The 13,889-nt window shown below is 60.5% G+C and carries 19 protein-coding genes; all 19 read left to right on the forward strand.

Going from position 1 to position 13,889, the window contains the following annotated elements:
• The first annotated feature begins 59 nt into the window (after window positions 1–59).
• Window positions 60–578 (forward strand): hypothetical protein, encoded by a 519-nt coding sequence (locus EOA49_RS00545; RefSeq protein ID WP_127242932.1) that lies wholly within the window; start codon window positions 60–62, stop codon window positions 576–578.
• A 14-nt stretch (window positions 579–592) separates the two neighbouring features.
• Window positions 593–1,441, forward strand: coding sequence for a tail fiber domain-containing protein (locus tag EOA49_RS00550; RefSeq protein WP_127242934.1), 849 nt, complete (start codon window positions 593–595; stop codon window positions 1,439–1,441).
• Entirely contained in the window at window positions 1,442–1,744 is a 303-nt protein-coding gene (locus tag EOA49_RS00555; RefSeq protein WP_127242936.1) for a hypothetical protein, read from the forward strand. It begins immediately after the preceding gene.
• A 258-nt stretch (window positions 1,745–2,002) separates the two neighbouring features.
• A complete protein-coding gene (locus EOA49_RS00560) occupies window positions 2,003–2,968 on the forward strand; it encodes a hypothetical protein (protein ID WP_164749181.1) in 966 nt (321 codons plus the stop codon).
• Window positions 2,969–5,020 (forward strand): hypothetical protein, encoded by a 2,052-nt coding sequence (locus EOA49_RS00565; protein WP_127242940.1) that lies wholly within the window; start codon window positions 2,969–2,971, stop codon window positions 5,018–5,020.
• A gap of 252 nt (window positions 5,021–5,272) precedes the next feature.
• Window positions 5,273–6,007, forward strand: coding sequence for a cell wall hydrolase (locus EOA49_RS00570; RefSeq protein WP_127242942.1), 735 nt, complete (start codon window positions 5,273–5,275; stop codon window positions 6,005–6,007).
• 129 nt (window positions 6,008–6,136) lie between these two features.
• Window positions 6,137–6,892, forward strand: coding sequence for a hypothetical protein (locus tag EOA49_RS00575; RefSeq protein ID WP_127242944.1), 756 nt, complete (start codon window positions 6,137–6,139; stop codon window positions 6,890–6,892).
• A complete protein-coding gene (locus tag EOA49_RS00580; protein WP_127242946.1) occupies window positions 6,889–7,659 on the forward strand; it encodes a hypothetical protein in 771 nt (256 codons plus the stop codon). The genes EOA49_RS00575 and EOA49_RS00580 overlap by 4 nt, the downstream gene beginning before the upstream one ends.
• A 480-nt stretch (window positions 7,660–8,139) precedes the next feature.
• On the forward strand, window positions 8,140–8,964 hold the full coding sequence (locus tag EOA49_RS00585) for a hypothetical protein (RefSeq protein WP_164749183.1): 825 nt from the start codon (window positions 8,140–8,142) through the stop codon (window positions 8,962–8,964).
• Between the two features lie 11 nt (window positions 8,965–8,975).
• Entirely contained in the window at window positions 8,976–9,173 is a 198-nt protein-coding gene (locus EOA49_RS00590) for a hypothetical protein (protein WP_127242950.1), read from the forward strand.
• Between the two features lie 8 nt (window positions 9,174–9,181).
• Window positions 9,182–9,643 (forward strand): lysozyme, encoded by a 462-nt coding sequence (locus tag EOA49_RS00595; RefSeq protein WP_127242952.1) that lies wholly within the window; start codon window positions 9,182–9,184, stop codon window positions 9,641–9,643.
• Window positions 9,644–9,743: 100 nt separating this feature from the next.
• Window positions 9,744–10,130 (forward strand): hypothetical protein, encoded by a 387-nt coding sequence (locus tag EOA49_RS00600; protein WP_127242954.1) that lies wholly within the window; start codon window positions 9,744–9,746, stop codon window positions 10,128–10,130.
• Between the two features lie 234 nt (window positions 10,131–10,364).
• Window positions 10,365–10,595, forward strand: coding sequence for a hypothetical protein (locus tag EOA49_RS00610; protein WP_127242958.1), 231 nt, complete (start codon window positions 10,365–10,367; stop codon window positions 10,593–10,595).
• Between the two features lie 33 nt (window positions 10,596–10,628).
• Complete coding sequence (locus EOA49_RS00615) at window positions 10,629–11,174, forward strand: hypothetical protein (RefSeq protein WP_127242960.1); 546 nt, start codon at window positions 10,629–10,631, stop codon at window positions 11,172–11,174.
• Complete coding sequence (locus tag EOA49_RS00620) at window positions 11,171–11,632, forward strand: hypothetical protein (protein WP_127242962.1); 462 nt, start codon at window positions 11,171–11,173, stop codon at window positions 11,630–11,632. The genes EOA49_RS00615 and EOA49_RS00620 overlap by 4 nt, the downstream gene beginning before the upstream one ends.
• Window positions 11,625–12,188: a hypothetical protein gene (locus EOA49_RS00625; protein WP_127242964.1), complete on the forward strand. Its 564-nt coding sequence runs from the start codon at window positions 11,625–11,627 to the stop codon at window positions 12,186–12,188. The genes EOA49_RS00620 and EOA49_RS00625 overlap by 8 nt, the downstream gene beginning before the upstream one ends.
• Window positions 12,185–12,622, forward strand: a complete 438-nt coding sequence (locus tag EOA49_RS00630) for a hypothetical protein (RefSeq protein ID WP_127242966.1) — start codon at window positions 12,185–12,187, stop codon at window positions 12,620–12,622. The genes EOA49_RS00625 and EOA49_RS00630 overlap by 4 nt, the downstream gene beginning before the upstream one ends.
• Before the next feature lie 27 nt (window positions 12,623–12,649).
• Complete coding sequence (locus tag EOA49_RS00635) at window positions 12,650–13,681, forward strand: hypothetical protein (RefSeq protein ID WP_127242968.1); 1,032 nt, start codon at window positions 12,650–12,652, stop codon at window positions 13,679–13,681.
• On the forward strand, window positions 13,678–13,851 hold the full coding sequence (locus EOA49_RS32470; RefSeq protein WP_164749184.1) for a hypothetical protein: 174 nt from the start codon (window positions 13,678–13,680) through the stop codon (window positions 13,849–13,851). The genes EOA49_RS00635 and EOA49_RS32470 overlap by 4 nt, the downstream gene beginning before the upstream one ends.
• Window positions 13,852–13,889: the final 38 nt, after the last annotated feature.

Genomic DNA, 13,889 nt, shown 5'->3' on the forward strand with positions numbered 1-13,889 from the left:
AAAACGGTGTTTGCACCACCGCGAGGCCCTAACCAAGCCAACCTGTTACGGAGGTCGAAATGGCTATCAAATCTCTACGCCCAATTGGGGGCTCAAACAAGCAGAAGAAGGCGGCAAGAGGGGAAGCGCTCCGCTTCTATCGCGAGGTTGTGCTTTCCTACGATGGGGACGAATGTCTGATTTGGCCGTTCGCCAAAGTCAACACCGGCTACGGAGTCATTGGTGTTGGTCGCGCCGTCAAATTGGTGTCTCGCCTTCTGTGCGAGGAGGCACATGGAGCGCCTCCAACTCCGCGACACGAAGCTGCTCATTCATGTGGCCGGGGCGGTGATGCCTGTGTGACCAAGCGCCATCTTTCGTGGAAGACCCATTCTGAAAATGACGAAGACAAAATTGGACACGGGACGCGCACCAACGGCCAGCGAAATGGGCAGGCAAAATTGACAGAGGATCTCGTTCGCGAAATCCGGTCTCTCAAGGGCACTCTTTCACTAAGCAAAACGGCGGCCAAGTTTAGCCTTTCCCGCTCCCACATCAAAGATATCCATAGCCGTAAAACCTGGGCTTGGTTGGAATAAAAAGGGCCTTCGCCATGGGATCGTCAACGTCGTCGTCGCAAACTTCTAGTCCCCCTAAGTGGGCCCAACCTCTATTTGAAAAGAGCGCGACAGAAGCGCAGAACATCTACAACTCCGGCGCTGGCGGCAACACGTTCTCCGGCCCGACTGTTGCCGACCTGTCGGGCACGACCGTTTCCGGCATCAACCAACTTGCCACGGCTGGCGCGAATACGAATACCGCCGGCACGCGGCCGATGTTCGAGGGGATCGGCGCGGCTTCGGTGTCGCCGTCCTATTCGGAGCAGAACCTTCAGAACATGGCGAATGGCTCCTATCTCACCAGCGGCAACCCGTATTTCAACGATGCGTTGAAAGGGCAGCTTGATCAGACGGCGGCACAGGTCCAGAGCCAGTTTTCCGGCGCGGGCCGCTATGGCTCGGGCGCGAATACCGGCGTTCTCACCAGCCAGCTCGGCAACATCCGCTCCAATGCCCTGATGAACCAGTTCAATCAGGACACCCAGAACATGTTGGCGGCCAACAATCAGTTGGATGCCTCAAGGAATGCCGGCCTCGATCGCGCCCTGAGCGCAACCAACGCAATGTCGGGCCAGGATCAGCAACAGTTTAACAACGCCATCACTGGCGCGAACGCAACCTTGCAAGCGGGTGGTCTACTTGACACCCAGGCGCAGAAGCAACTCTCCGATCTCGTCAGCCAGTGGTATGCGCAGGACAATCAAGACTGGACACGGCTTGGCCTTCTCCAGGCTGCGGCTTCGGGTGCTGCCGGCGATTATGGCACGCAGACCGGGCATTCCTCATCCTCAAATCCGCTTGGCGCTCTCGGTGCCGTGGGCGGTCTGTTCGGAGGCAAATAAATGGGCGGTTCCACTCAATCCACCCCGCAGATTGGCCCGTCTCCCATGGGCGCAGTCACGCCCGGGACGAATGCGCCGTTCCATGGCTACATGCAGACGCCTATCGCTCCCATTTCGGCGCCTCAATATCCGGGTGCCCTGTCGCCAAGCCTTGCGGAGACGCAGGCCGCGACCGTTGCAAGGATGCTGGCGCGCACGCCCGTGATGGCAGCGCCGACAGCAGCACCGAAAAAGCCCGTCGAAGAGAGGCACGGAGGCAGCGGCAACGGGCGCGGCGGCCTCGGCGGCGCGATGGCCGGGTAAAGGAGTTTCGCGGTGGACCTTCAGTCGCTCCTTGCTGCGATCCTGAACCCGAACGGCACCCAGCAGGCCGTTCCGCCCATGGCTGCGGCTCAGGTCGGGGATCACAACAACCCGAACGCGCTTCAGGCAGCATTCGCGCGCCCGCAGTCGGCTCCCGTCCAGCAGGCTCCACAGCAGCCGCTTGCCTTCCAGGCCCCGCAAGCCCAGCCGATGCCGCAAAACGCTCCACAGGCCGCGCCTATGTCAAACGGAGGCGGTTTGGGCGGCATCCTTGGCGAAGTCTTCGCGCCCAAGACCACGGCGAGGAATCGGACGACGAGTTGGCTTCAGTCTCAGGGGCTCGATCCCGGCACGGCGACGGTCCTTGCTTCGGACAAGGGTGCATTGCGCTCCTATATCCTCCAGCGCTCGCGCGGGGGTGGCCTGACCGAGTTCGACCAGCGCGCGCAGGCAGCACAGCAGTATGGGCTTGATCCGCAGTCGGAAGAGGGGCGCAGCTTCATTCTCACTGGCAACCTTGGCGCCAAGGGCGACACCGCGACCTCCGACATGAAGGAATATGATGCTGCCGTGAAGCAGGGCTTCAAGGGCACGCTCATGGACTTCATGGTCAAGATGAAGGAGGCGGGCCGCAATCAGGTCAACATCGATACCGGAACCAAACTGCCGTCCGGGTATATGTGGAAAGACCCAGCCAATCAGGCCGAAGGCGTCGTTCCGATCCCCGGCGGTCCAGCGACACAGATCCCGAGCGAGGCAGCCGGCCGCATTGGCTTGGCTGATACTTTCCTGAACAACTTCGACACCATTAGGCAGAAGGTCGCCAATGGCGAAGTCACCGGCCTCTATGATGCGTTCCGCTCGCGCAACGACTCCGCTTATCCTGGTGCAGAGACCTACCGCCAGATTCAGACCGGCGTGGATTCCCTTCAGCGCATGCTGACTGGTGCGGGCATGCCATCAACGGAAGCCGCCGCTTATGCCTTCCGCTATCTGCCGACCTACACGGATGATGCCAGCTCGATGTCAACCAAGCTGGACCGGCTCAAGAGCGAACTGGAAAGCGTGAAGAGCCGCGTCTTGCAGGGCAGGGGCGGCAATCCGGACAATGCTCCCCAGGCAAATCAGCCAAAGGCCGCTCCAGTGGTCGGCGAAACCCGCTACGGCTACCGCTTCAAGGGCGGCGATCCCTCCGAGCCTTCGAACTGGGAAAAGGCGAAATAAATGCCGCTTCCGTGGGAAGAGTATCAATCGCAAAAGCGGGTTGCGGCAAGCCCGATCGGCCCGTTCCCTGGCATGAAGGCGCAGGGCAATATTGACCTTGCTGCGCGTCCGATTGTGCGCAATTCAGATGGCAGCATCAGCACTGTACGCTCTATGTCGTTCGGGACGGACGGAGGCGAAATCCTAGTTCCAACCGTCTCGCCAGACGGGCGCATTATGTCCGACGATGAGGCGGTGCAGCAGTACGGCAAGACGGGCCAGCAACTCGGCGTTTTCGACACGCCGGAACATGCTGACATGTACGCTCAGGCGCTCCATAAGGCTCAGGACAGGTTTTACCAAGCACAAGAGCAGCGCAAGCCCTGGGAGGATTTCAAATCGGATGGGACAGCCGATGCTGCAGCGCGCGCTCAGGCCGGCGTTGCCCGCGCGAAAGCCATCCGCAACGGCGCCTCACGGGAAACGCCGATCGATCCGAACACCGGTCAGCCTGTAGGCGTTCCCGCATTCTCGCCGCAGAATTATGGCATGGGCGGCTCGGCCGCCATGGGTGCCGCGAACTCGACCACATTCGGCTTCGGCGATGAACTGGCCTCGGTTCTCGGCTCGGCTCTCACCGGCGTTCCGCGCAAGCAAGTCTTGCAGGAAATGCGCGCCGACGATGCAAAGGCTCAGGCTGACAATCCTGGCTCATATTTGGCTGGTCAGATCGGCGGCGGTCTCGCTCAAGGTGTAGCCACAGGCGGCGCTGGCTTTGGCGCGAACGCTGCCAAGGCTGGCGGCGGGCTCGGCAAGGTTGCTCTGGGCACGGCTCTGGACAGCGGCATTTACGGCGGTCTTCTTGGCGCGGGTAACGCCAACGGCGACCTGAAAGACCGCGCCATTGGTGGCGGCACGGGTGCGCTTATTGGCGGCGCTGTAGGCTTCGGAGCGCCCTATCTAGCTGCGGGCATCACCAAGGGCGCCCAGAAACTCGTCAGCCCATTTGCCTCATCTCCCGAGCGTGAAGCAGCGGTCAACGTTTTGGCTCAGGAAGGCGTGCCCGTCACTGCGGGCCAGCGCACCGGCTCCAACGCGCTGCGCTATGCCGAGAGCGAGCTTGGCGGCAACAAGGCCGCCAACATGATGGAAAACCAGGCCGAAGCCTTCACCAATGCCGCCATGCAGAAGGCCGGCGGCTCGGGCCGCGCGACTCCCGATAATCTCGCGGCGCTCAAGGGCAATCTCGGCCAGCAGTTTGACGATCTCGCCAGCCGCAATACGATGGTAGCCGATCGGCAGCTTGCACAGGACATGGGCAAGACGCTCAATCGCTACGGCAAGCTTCTTGAGACCCAGCAGAAGCCCATCATCAACAATCTGGTTGACGACATCGTGCAGCGAGTGCGCGCCAACAACGGCACGCTTTCTGGCCCGGAATACCAGACCATCCGTTCCGATCTCTCACAAGCCGCTCAGTCCACCACCAACCAGACGCTTAAATCAGCGTTTAAGGGTCTTCGCGATTCCCTTGACGACGCCATGGAACGCTCGATCAATCCGGCTGATCTCGGGGCTTGGAAGGTGCTGCGCAAGCAGTACGGCAATTACAAGGTTGTCGAGCGTGCATCTACCGGCGGAACGGCGGATGCCGGCCTCGGTCTTATCAATCCCGCTCAGTTGCGCGTTGCTGCCTCCACGGGCAATCGCGGCGGCTTCGCAACGGGCGGCAGTGATTTCACCGATCTTGCCAAGGCAGGGCAAGCGGTTCTCACGCCGCTTCCCAACTCGGGCACGGCATCCCGCATATCAGCGCGCAGCCTTGGTGCATTTGCTCCTACAGTCATCGGCGCGGGCTATGGCGGGGCATCGGGTGGCGATCTGAAAAGCGCGGCAGCAGGCGCGGCAGCGGGCTATGCGCTTCAGAAGGGTGCGGGCGCGGCGCTGATGAACCCGCTCATCCAGCGCTACCTCGGGAACCAGGCCGCTGCTACCGGGGCCTCTCCTGCCACGCAAGCCTATATCGCGGCTCTATTGCGCTCGGCGGGTTTGCCGGCGATCGAAGGGCGTTAACCGCGCATCCATGGCGGGACTTTGTTGCCTGTGACCTCGGTCATGATGGCAACGAAGACCCCGCCCGTTAACCCACCAAGCAGAGCGGAACGCCAGTCAACGCCCACCAGGGTTAGAAAGACCAGCCAGATTAGCGCCACCATGCCGGCGCTCCCCCATAGAACGCCGCTGCCGGTCCTGTCTCGCGGCGGTTCCTTCGGGTCATGCTCAATTTGCATCCCAAACACATAATGCATCTTTCGAGGCAATGCCATGGCCTACGTCGGAACCCCGAATTATCTGGGGAATGATCTCGAAACCCTTGCCTCCATCCTCCAAGGCGAGGCAGGGGGCGAGGGCCTTCTCGGCATGCAGGCGGTGGCCGATGTCATCCGCAATCGCGCCAACCAGAATTTCTCGGGCTACGGCTCGTCCCCCGTTGCTCAGGCGCTTGCCCGCAACCAGTTTCAGGGCCAGTCAACGAAGATCGGCCCGGATGCCCGTAATGTCGCCTCGCAGCTCATAAGCGGGCAACTCCCCGATGTCGCGGGAAATGCGCTCTACTATGCTAATCCGGGTGCATCCACTGCTTCATGGGCCCGGAATCTCAATTCCAGCAACGCCATGAAGATCGGCAACCACTATTTCACCGACAATGCTAAGGGCGTGCCGTTCGCGGCTCCGAGCCCGTATGCGGCGCTTCCTGACGGCCCGAAGGGGCAGGAAAGCTATCCAGCGCCCGGTCTTGCTCCCGCCACTCAATCACCCGGTGGGCTCCTCGCCAATCATGACACGTCGGTTCCCGCCGATGTCGCGGCCTACGCATCGTCCGGTGACACGAAATCGCCGCTTCAAGGCTTCTTCTCGGCACTTGCGCAGACGCCAGACGCCCCTCCCGTTCGCTTCAAGCCAATGGGCGATGCCCGCCAGACCGGCAACAGCCTGCTGAAGCAGCTTCAGGCCACGCCGATCTCCGACATTCTTTTGAAACAGCGGCTTCTCGGATAATAGGAGGCTACCATCTCAAGTATCTATGACTGGAGCACGACCGCCGCCAATAATGCCACGGCGGACGGCAGCATCAATTGGGCTGAGGGCCAAGCCCCGTCCACGGTGAACAATTCCGGGCGCCAGATGATGGGCCGGAATGCCGAACTCGTCAAAGACATCGGCGGCTCGCTGACAGCCGGCGGCACCGCAGATGCCCTCACGGTAACGGCCAACTCCGCGTTCTCAGCCTATGCCAACGGCATTATCCTGGCCTTCACGGCGGCTTCGGACAATACGACGGCGGCTACGCTCAATGTGAACAGCATCGGCGCCAAAGCCATCCGCAAGATGACGACAAGCGGCGATTCCGCTCTTACCGGAGCGGAGATCCAAGCTGGCGGCATCTATATCGTCCAGTACTCCACGGCTGCCAATGCGGCAGCCGGCGGCTGGATATTGGTCAACCCGACAGGTATTCCGGCTGCCACCACGACATCATCGGGCGGTGTCGAGCTGGCAACGGATGCGGAGGCAATCGCTCGGTCTGACACGTCGCGCGCCATCACCCCCTCCAATCTTGCTGCCGCGATCGGGCCGGCATCTTCCACGGACAATGCTATCGCGCGCTTTGACAGCACGTCGGGCAAGCTTCAGGATTCTGGCGTCACGATTGATGACAGCAACAATATTTCTGGCGTCGGCTCTTTCTCTACCAGCGGAAACATCACCACAAGCGGGTCCGTAACGGCCGTCAATTATATTTCTACCAACAACAATTTCGCCAATTCCAGCGCCGGGACCATGACCCTGCGGCCCGGTGGCGTTGCCGTTACCACAGGTCAGGTCACCATTGCATCTAGTGGCGCGGTCACCATCAACGGCACGCTGACGGTGACGGGATGACGCTCCCTTCCTCTGGTGGGCTCACGGTCGCTCAAATCCTCGCCGAGATCGGCGATAGCTATCCAGTGACGATCCCGAATGCGAATTGGCGCACGCTAGCAGGAAAGCCGTCTGGCTCGTTGGTCATCCCCACCGATTTCTATGGGAAAACCTGGAGGAGCGTTTCGCTGGTCCATACCAGCAGCTCAGCTAGCGAGGTTGCCAACTATGGGGCGGAAGTAACCGGCGGCGGCCGGTGGATTGCTGTAATCGCACTCGGCGGCAACGATGCGAGCGCTTACAACCTCTCAGCAACAATCAGCGGCGTAGCCGGGACCGTGATCAAGCGCCATTCCTCTGGTACTGGTGGGGGGCCAGCGACGGGAACGGCAATCATTGTCGGGCAGCCGTCTGGAACATCGGGAACCGTGACCGTCACCGGCACGACGACGATGCGTTTTTACGTTCTGAGGGTGACGGGATATGACCTCAGCTCTGCTGTCTTCACGGGCGATTCCAACGGTGCCGGGGTGCCGCCATGGAGCGCAAATGTGCCCGCGAATGGACTGACGCTTTCGGTGTGCCAGAGCGGCCCGTCCGGGCCATCCCCGATAAGCTGGACCAACCTGACGGAACAGATTGCCGACGCCTCTCTGGTCGCAAGCCATGTCTCCAGCGTTGCTTGGGATATCAATATGGCAGCGAATGCCGCACTGTCGGTTGATGTCACGGCTTCGGACACGAACGGCGCAACGTCGGCCGTGATTGCTACATTCAACCCGCTTTAATCCGGGTGGTCTGCCGGCCATCCTACGCAATGCCCGTTCTCATGCCGCAATACTGCCTCAGGCGTAGTTCCCATGTAAGGCTTGTCAATTGTGACGACCAGGCATGAATGGCTGGATGTTAGAATCGCACAGCCGCGCTGGTTTGGATACGAAGAAGCCGGGACGTTATAGAGGCTGAACAGAACTCGACAGGCTTCGTAAACCTTATCCTGCGGCAACTTCCTGACTAACAACTCACCTTTGTAAGGGTGATCAAAACGGGCCGGCGGATTCCACTCGGCATCGTTCTTTCCAGCTTGTGCTACATTAGCCAAAGCTAAACAAATCATTGTAGGAAGAAGAAAAGCCCTCGCTCGCATAATAAAAATATGCGGCCTGTCTTCGGAACGCGCAAGATTCCCTGGTAGAAATATTTGTGGTTAATTGATGGTTCAAACACCCATCCCGATAGAGAGTATTAGCGACCAGACAAAGGTTCGCGTGAAACTCCTCGCTTCCGGGCAGGAGGTCCATGCGCCCCTTAGCGCGCTTGGGTCGCTCTACCAGCCTCTCGATGCCGATCTGACCTCATGGGCGGCCATCTCTCGCGCGGCCGGCTTCGACACATTCGCGACGACGCCATCGAGCGCAAATCTGCGAGCGTTGCTGACTGATGAAACTGGGACTGGTGCGGCTGTTTTTGCCACATCCCCAGTTTTGGTCACGCCCAATCTGGGGACGCCCTCAGCGCTTACCCTGACTAATGCGACGGGTTCGCCTGCGTCTATCGGGCTGGCTAACGGAACAGGTTTGCCAGTCTCAACCGGCATCTCTGGCTTCGCCACGGGCATGGCGACGTTCCTAGCGGGCGGTACCAGTGCACAGCTCGCCGCTGCCGTAACCGACGAAACGGGCTCCGGTGCCCTCGTCTTTGCAACGTCGCCGACCCTCGTTACCCCGAACATTGGCGCTGCAACTGGCACTTCGGCGGCGTTGTCAGTGGCACCACAAACCGGCCCTGCTTTGAACGTTGCGGGCAACAGTCAGAACATCACAAGCGGGTCAGAGATCAGCCTTTCGAACAATTCTGGGCTGCTTCTTCTCAATGAGAACGGAGCAACCGGGGTAGTGGGGCTCTTCCTTTGCGGCGGCGGCGTCGTGACCAAGATCGGCGGTGATGCCTCCTACGTTGTCAGTAGCACGCCGACCACATCGCAGATCGGCGTCTATTATGACGGCGCGGCGACTCGGTACAAGGTGAAGAACGGCTTCGCCTCCACGAAAAATCTCGGCATCCTCTGGATTGCCACCCGCAACTCCGTCTGATGTTGCGTCCCATGCGCAAGGAAACTCTCGCCCGCCGGGTTCGCTTCCACGCCGCCTACCTGGCAATCCTCATGATGCTCTGTGAGGCGCTGGCGAGTGTATGGCCCCTGTTCGAAGGAACGCTCCCGATCCCGCCGCTTGTCTATGCCTGCCTTGGCCTGTTCTTCGCCATCGCCTCTGGGATTGGGCATCTCTACCGGAACAAGTAGGAGCTCTCATGTCCCGCCTGAAGAAAGGCTCGGCAGCCGCTGCCGTGGCCGTGACGCTTATTGGGGGCTTCGAGGGGCTTCGACAGAACGCCTACCCCGATCCGGCGACGGGCGGTCCTCCATGGACCGTGTGTTACGGCGAAACCCACAACGTCCACAAAGGCGATTACCACAGCATTGCCGAATGCAAGGCGATGCTCATCAACAGCCTTCAGAAGTACGCCAACGGCATCGAGGCATGCACAACTGCCCAGATACCCGACGGTCGCTTCGTTGCGCTCGTTTCCTTCGCCTACAACGTTGGCGTGGGCGCTGCCTGCAAGTCGAGCGTTGTGCGGCTCATCAATGAAGGCCGCACCCGCGAAGGCTGCGATGCCCTGATGAAGTGGAACAAGGCCGCCGGCATCACTTTCCCCGGCCTGACCAAGCGCCGCGCCAAAGAGCGCGAGTTGTGTCTTCGGGGTCTCTAATGTTCTGGCTCCTCTACGGCCTTCTGCTCATCGGCGGTGCTTGGGGACTCTGCATCACCGTCAAGGTTCTGTCGCCGTTCGTCAGATGGATGAAATCGCAATGATGGCTCTCATCGAACTCGCCATCGGCACCAAGCTTGGCCGCATCGTCACAGGCGCGCTTGCCGTCGTCCTTGCCGTCATCGGCTTTCGGGTCTGGCTCGCTGCGCATGATGCCAGCACCCGCCATGAAGCGCTCGCCGGCTATGTCAAGCAAGTCGAACTGGATGCCGCCAAGGCCAAGCTTGCCGAGACCGAGCGCCAGTTAGATGTCGGACGCAAAGCCCTTTCCCAATATGCCGAACTGCTCGCCGCAGAGCAAGAAAAGAACCGTGCAGCCGATGAGGCTTTGGAACAGGAGATCAAATTCCATGAGGCTGAACTGGCTGCTAAGGGTCGTTCTTGTCACATCAGCGATGACGACCGTCGCTGGCTGCTCAAGCCTTGAGAAGATGCTCCACAACGCAGCGTCTCAAAAGGGTCAAGCGGCGGCTGGCGTGCATCTTCCGTCATTGCCGAGCGACTGCCGCGCGATCGAGCCACATGCGCCGATTCCGGTAGGCGCGGAAGCGCTCTCAGTCCTGAAGCGCGAGAGACGCGCCACCGATCGCGCCAATGCCCGCGTCCAAAGGTGCGCGCGCCACTATGACAACACCGCCGCTGCACTTGAAGGGAATGCGCCGTGACCGAGCATGAGATCAGGCGCATTGTCGCTGAGACCGTAGACCAGACATTGACGCGGCTTGGCGTCGATACCGAAGACCCGTTGGAGTTCCAGAAGGATCTCCAACACCTCCGGGCATGGCGCGAATCCGTCGCCACCGTAAAGCAGCAGTCCCTCGTTACCGCAGTCGGCATCCTCATAGCTGGCGCCCTTGGCCTGATGTGGCTGGCGCTGCGCGGTTCTCCGTAAGCATACCCTCCCTCCTTCGAAAGGAATACCGCCGTGGGCGAAAATCCGCGCTTCTGGGTTGCGTTCTCGATTCTGCTGGCAACGTTGGCGCTCGCCACGTTCATGACTGTATTCCTCACCATCCAGGCACATGCCGAGATTGAGCCGCAGCGTCCCCTCCAAGTCATCGACATTCAGAACGATGGAGGCGGAAGCGTGATGACCTATTACAAGAACTACAAGCGCCTGTCCGATGAGGGCGCAATCATTCGCTATCGAGGCATGTGTGCCAGCTCCTGCACGCTGGTTCTCCTGAAGGAATTCACCGGAATCAAGGCGTGCGCCGCAGACGCGGGGGCCTTCTTCGCCTTCCACAAGCCATTCATTTTGCAGGACGGCAAGGTTGTTCGCACGAAGTCGGCGGCGAGGGGCGCGCGCAAGCTGTGGTCCATGTGGCTCAAGAGCCTGCCGGATGGCCTCCACAGATATCTTCAAAAGGCCAAGGTTCCGTCTGCGGCTGAGGGCGATGAGCCGAACACCATGCTTTTCCTGCCGGCCAATCTTCTTCTCCCTAAATGCCCGACGGTGGCGGCACAATGATCAAACTCTTCATAGCAAATTTTGCCGGCACTTGCTTCCTGGCTTGGGCATGGTGGTGTGGTTACGTGGCCCGTGTTGTCGAGGCCGATGGCGCGCATATGGCCTATATCATCGCTGCCGTGTTCGTGGCTGGCGTTGTGTCCACATTCTGGCAGGCCAGCCGGGTCGGCAAAATCTCAGCCGACGCAGCCCGCATTGGCAGCGCTCACCTCTATGACCTTTTCGCGGCGCTTTTCATCCTCGGCATTATCGGGAACGCCATCGGCTTCCTGAACGCCTTCGGTGGCGTGAATATCGATGACCTGGGGACGCCGGAAGGCGTGCGCAAGGCAGGCGCGCAACTGCTCTCCGGGGCCGGTACGGCGTTCGGTTCGACGCTTGTCGGTCTCTCTCTGGCGCTATGGACATCAGTCAATCTTCGCATCCTCGCGACCGCACAGGACAAAGCTGATGGCTAGACGCCACTCGGACCATGTTTGGCTCTGGGCTTTCGTTGATGTCTTGCTTGTCCTCACATTCGTCCAGTCGGCCTTCAACTTCCTCGCCCTGCCGCAGATCAATCCAAAGGCTAAGGACCAGGAAACACTTCCGCCGCCGGGAACGATTGCTGTCCTTGCGTGCTGGCCCCCCGGCCCAACTGACGTTGACGTGTGGGTCTCCGATCCCAAGGACACAAAGCCGGTCGGCTACAGCCGCAAATCCGGTCTGGTGTGGTCACTGCTTCGCGACGACATGGGCATCGTCAATGACGACAGTCCCATCAACTGCGAAAGCGCCTTTGCCCGCTCTACGCCGGCCGGTGAGTACGTGGTGAACATCCACGGCTACAGCCTCCAGGCGCCGCTCACGGTTCATGTTGAGGTGGCGCTGAACGGCGCCTTCCTGACAAAGGCTGACATGGAACTGCGGGCAAAGCAGGAACGGACCGTGATCCGGTTTAAGCTCGATGGGCAGGGCAATCTGGTTCCCGGCTCTGAGAACAAGGTGTTCAAGGCGGTGAGGGCGGCAACATGATTACGCTTGCGTCCGATTGGCTCGGCCTCGCGCTCCTGCTTTGCATCTTCGCCTGGTATGCCGGCCGCTGGCTGGCCTTAGCGCTCCCTCTGGCCGTCACCGTCGCCGCGCTGGCTGTCTATATCCCCACTGGCTCGGCTCGCATCACAGAGCCGCCTCCGGGGCGGTATGTCGTCGTTGGGGCAGACATCGAAATTGACGTAGCCATATGGGCGCTCCTGAAGCCTGATGGCGGGCCGGCGGTCTACTACCGCCTGCCATACACTCCGGGGCAAGCGGGAGCCCTCCAAGAGGCCAAGGACGGCGCCGGAGAGGGCGGCCAAGTCACCGCCACCATCGGTGATGAAGGCGGCGTCCAATATGATGGCCCACCTCCATCAGCCGTGGGCGAGCAGCCCAAGGTGCCAGAGCGGCCCGCCGTCTCTATTCCCTGATCCGCAACAGCACAGGAATTCATCCGCATGGGGACACCTCCCACCTCGGAAGCAGAATTGCGTCATGCGCTCGAAATCCTCGCGAAGCATGACGGCAATCTGACCCATGCCGCATCAGCAGCCGGCATGTCACGCGCCGGCTTTGCGGCCCGCGTCAATAGGGCAAAGGATTCGCGCCTGAAGGCCGAGAAGGACGAATCGATAGAACTCCCCGACTTCGTTCATGGCGACGAAGAAGAGCCGATAGACGAGCTGCTGGCCCGTTTCCGCAAGGCTCATGAGCGGAAACAGAAGGCGATCGATGCGCGGACATGGTTCCCGCTGAAGGTCAAGGAGGACAAGCCCTACGGCATCCTCTGGTTTGGAGATCCTCACCTCGGCCCGCATTGTAATTGGGCGCTCCTCGAAAGCCATATCGCCATTGCAAGGCAACCGGGCGTCTATGGCGGCAACATAGGCGACACAACCGACAACTGGCCGTGGACCGGTCGGCTTGCCCGTCTCTGGGCAGAGAACGACATCTCCCACAAGACAGAGAAGCGTCTCGGCACATGGTTCATGATGGAAGCCGGCATCAAGTGGCTTCTGTGGCTTGGCGGGAACCACGATGAGTGGAACGGCGGCACCGAGTTCTATAAAATGCTCGGAGCCTCACAGGTTCCAGTGATCGACTGGCGGGCACAGTTCACGCTCTGCCACAAGAACGGCTCACAGACGCGCATAGACGCGGCGCACGGGCGCAAGGGCTCCTCGATCTACAATCCCGCCCACGGCACGCTGAGAGACGCCAAATTCGGCGAGGAAGCGGCCTTGTTTGTCACGGGCCATATCCATAGCTTCGGCTTGTTCGATATTGAGTTCCCCGAGAAGAAGACGCAAACCTGGCTGGCGCAAATCTCCGGCTACAAGATGGGCGATCGGCACGCGCTGGTGAATGGCTATGCGCAAGCCAATCGGGGTGCTGCGGTGCTGTCTGTGGTCGATCCGGCAAACGGCAAGGTCCAGTGTTTCGCGGATGTAGAGGAGGGCGCCGACTTTCTGGCGTTCAAGCGTCGATGAGCAACGACAGAGCCCGCGTCCGCGTTTCCACTGACGGCAAGCAGCCTCAATGGGAACTGTTGATCGACAACCTCAAGGTCTGCGACCTGACCTATATCGAGACCCTGGAACTTGGCCTGCAAATCATGAGTTCGCTTAGATGGATCACGGAAGCTCTTCCGAAGAAGTAGACGACTTGGCTCGGGCTTTGTTCCATCGCGCCGACTCC

The sequence above is a fragment of the Mesorhizobium sp. M1A.F.Ca.IN.020.04.1.1 genome, from assembly GCF_003997315.1.
Lineage (GTDB): Bacteria > Pseudomonadota > Alphaproteobacteria > Rhizobiales > Rhizobiaceae > Mesorhizobium.

Excerpts from the sequence above, each read along its gene's own strand:
- EOA49_RS00545 (WP_127242932.1), top strand. The coding sequence starts at position 60 with ATGGCTATCAAATCTCTACGCCCAATTGGGGGCTCAAACAAGCAGAAG.
- EOA49_RS00550 (WP_127242934.1), top strand. The coding sequence starts at position 593 with ATGGGATCGTCAACGTCGTCGTCGCAAACTTCTAGTCCCCCTAAGTGG.
- EOA49_RS00555 (WP_127242936.1), top strand. The coding sequence starts at position 1,442 with ATGGGCGGTTCCACTCAATCCACCCCGCAGATTGGCCCGTCTCCCATG.
- EOA49_RS00565 (WP_127242940.1), top strand. The coding sequence starts at position 2,969 with ATGCCGCTTCCGTGGGAAGAGTATCAATCGCAAAAGCGGGTTGCGGCA.
- EOA49_RS00570 (WP_127242942.1), top strand. The coding sequence starts at position 5,273 with ATGGCCTACGTCGGAACCCCGAATTATCTGGGGAATGATCTCGAAACC.
- EOA49_RS00575 (WP_127242944.1), top strand. The coding sequence starts at position 6,137 with ATGGGCCGGAATGCCGAACTCGTCAAAGACATCGGCGGCTCGCTGACA.
- EOA49_RS00580 (WP_127242946.1), top strand. The coding sequence starts at position 6,889 with ATGACGCTCCCTTCCTCTGGTGGGCTCACGGTCGCTCAAATCCTCGCC.
- EOA49_RS00590 (WP_127242950.1), top strand. The coding sequence starts at position 8,976 with ATGCGCAAGGAAACTCTCGCCCGCCGGGTTCGCTTCCACGCCGCCTAC.
- EOA49_RS00595 (WP_127242952.1), top strand. The coding sequence starts at position 9,182 with ATGTCCCGCCTGAAGAAAGGCTCGGCAGCCGCTGCCGTGGCCGTGACG.
- EOA49_RS00600 (WP_127242954.1), top strand. The coding sequence starts at position 9,744 with ATGATGGCTCTCATCGAACTCGCCATCGGCACCAAGCTTGGCCGCATC.
- EOA49_RS00620 (WP_127242962.1), top strand. The coding sequence starts at position 11,171 with ATGATCAAACTCTTCATAGCAAATTTTGCCGGCACTTGCTTCCTGGCT.
- EOA49_RS00625 (WP_127242964.1), top strand. The coding sequence starts at position 11,625 with ATGGCTAGACGCCACTCGGACCATGTTTGGCTCTGGGCTTTCGTTGAT.
- EOA49_RS00630 (WP_127242966.1), top strand. The coding sequence starts at position 12,185 with ATGATTACGCTTGCGTCCGATTGGCTCGGCCTCGCGCTCCTGCTTTGC.
- EOA49_RS00635 (WP_127242968.1), top strand. The coding sequence starts at position 12,650 with ATGGGGACACCTCCCACCTCGGAAGCAGAATTGCGTCATGCGCTCGAA.
- EOA49_RS32470 (WP_164749184.1), top strand. The coding sequence starts at position 13,678 with ATGAGCAACGACAGAGCCCGCGTCCGCGTTTCCACTGACGGCAAGCAG.